The sequence below is a fragment of the Acidovorax sp. KPB24-07 genome, from assembly GCF_057543315.1.
This window is the reverse complement of sequence record NZ_BAAJYS010000884.1, coordinates 1-676: the sequence shown is the minus strand read 5'-3', so window position 1 is coordinate 676 and position 676 is coordinate 1. Positions and strand designations below refer to the sequence as shown.

Here is a 676-nt window from a genome sequence, read left to right as displayed (position 1 = left end):
CGCCCGGCAGCGCCAGCCACACCGCCGCGCCATGGATCGCCAGGCCCAGGCCCCAGCCCAGCGCGGGAAACACCGCCCAGTGGCGCCCCTGGTAGGCGGCGAGGGCGGCCAGCGCCAGGTTGACGCACAGGTACACGCAGGCGTGCAGCAGCCAGCCCATCTTGGCACCGGCCCGCTTGCGGGCCAGGCGGTCCAGGTCGTCCTGGGTGGCGAGATCGTCGGGGGTGTGGAAAGCGGGCATGGCGGCTCCTTGGGGATCGGGGTGGGAGGGGAGGGAATGGCCGCACTGTGCGCCCGGCCGCCCGGTCCGGCCAGCGCCATGCGACGAACCGCCCGCCGCGCGGCGCGAACCGCTGCGCCGGGCGACAGATTTACCTTTCTTCGCACAGCAGCCAGACAATCGGTACGCAGAGCCCCTACGATTCGGCGTGCCCCCCGTGCTGCCCCGCCGGCCGCCCGGGACGGACCTTTTCCGCGACACGCCACGCCAGCCATTTCCATGAATCCACAACCACACGACGCGCCCGTTCCCAACCCGCCGCCTTCCGCCCACCGGCCGCCCTCGCGGCGATCGCGCTGTCTCGGCACGCTGCTGATGCTGGCCGTGGTGGCCCTGCTGGGCGGCGGCGCCTGGTATCTGGTGCAGCGCAGCACCGCCCCGGCGGGAGCGATGCGT

1 protein-coding gene is annotated in these 676 nt (G+C 73.5%); it reads right to left on the bottom strand.

Annotated features, from left to right (window positions below):
- Positions 1-241: 2TM domain-containing protein (locus tag AC27IQ_RS26455; RefSeq protein ID WP_487091434.1), on the bottom strand; the 241-nt coding region annotated here is incomplete at its 3' end.
- Positions 242-676 lie beyond the last annotated feature (435 nt).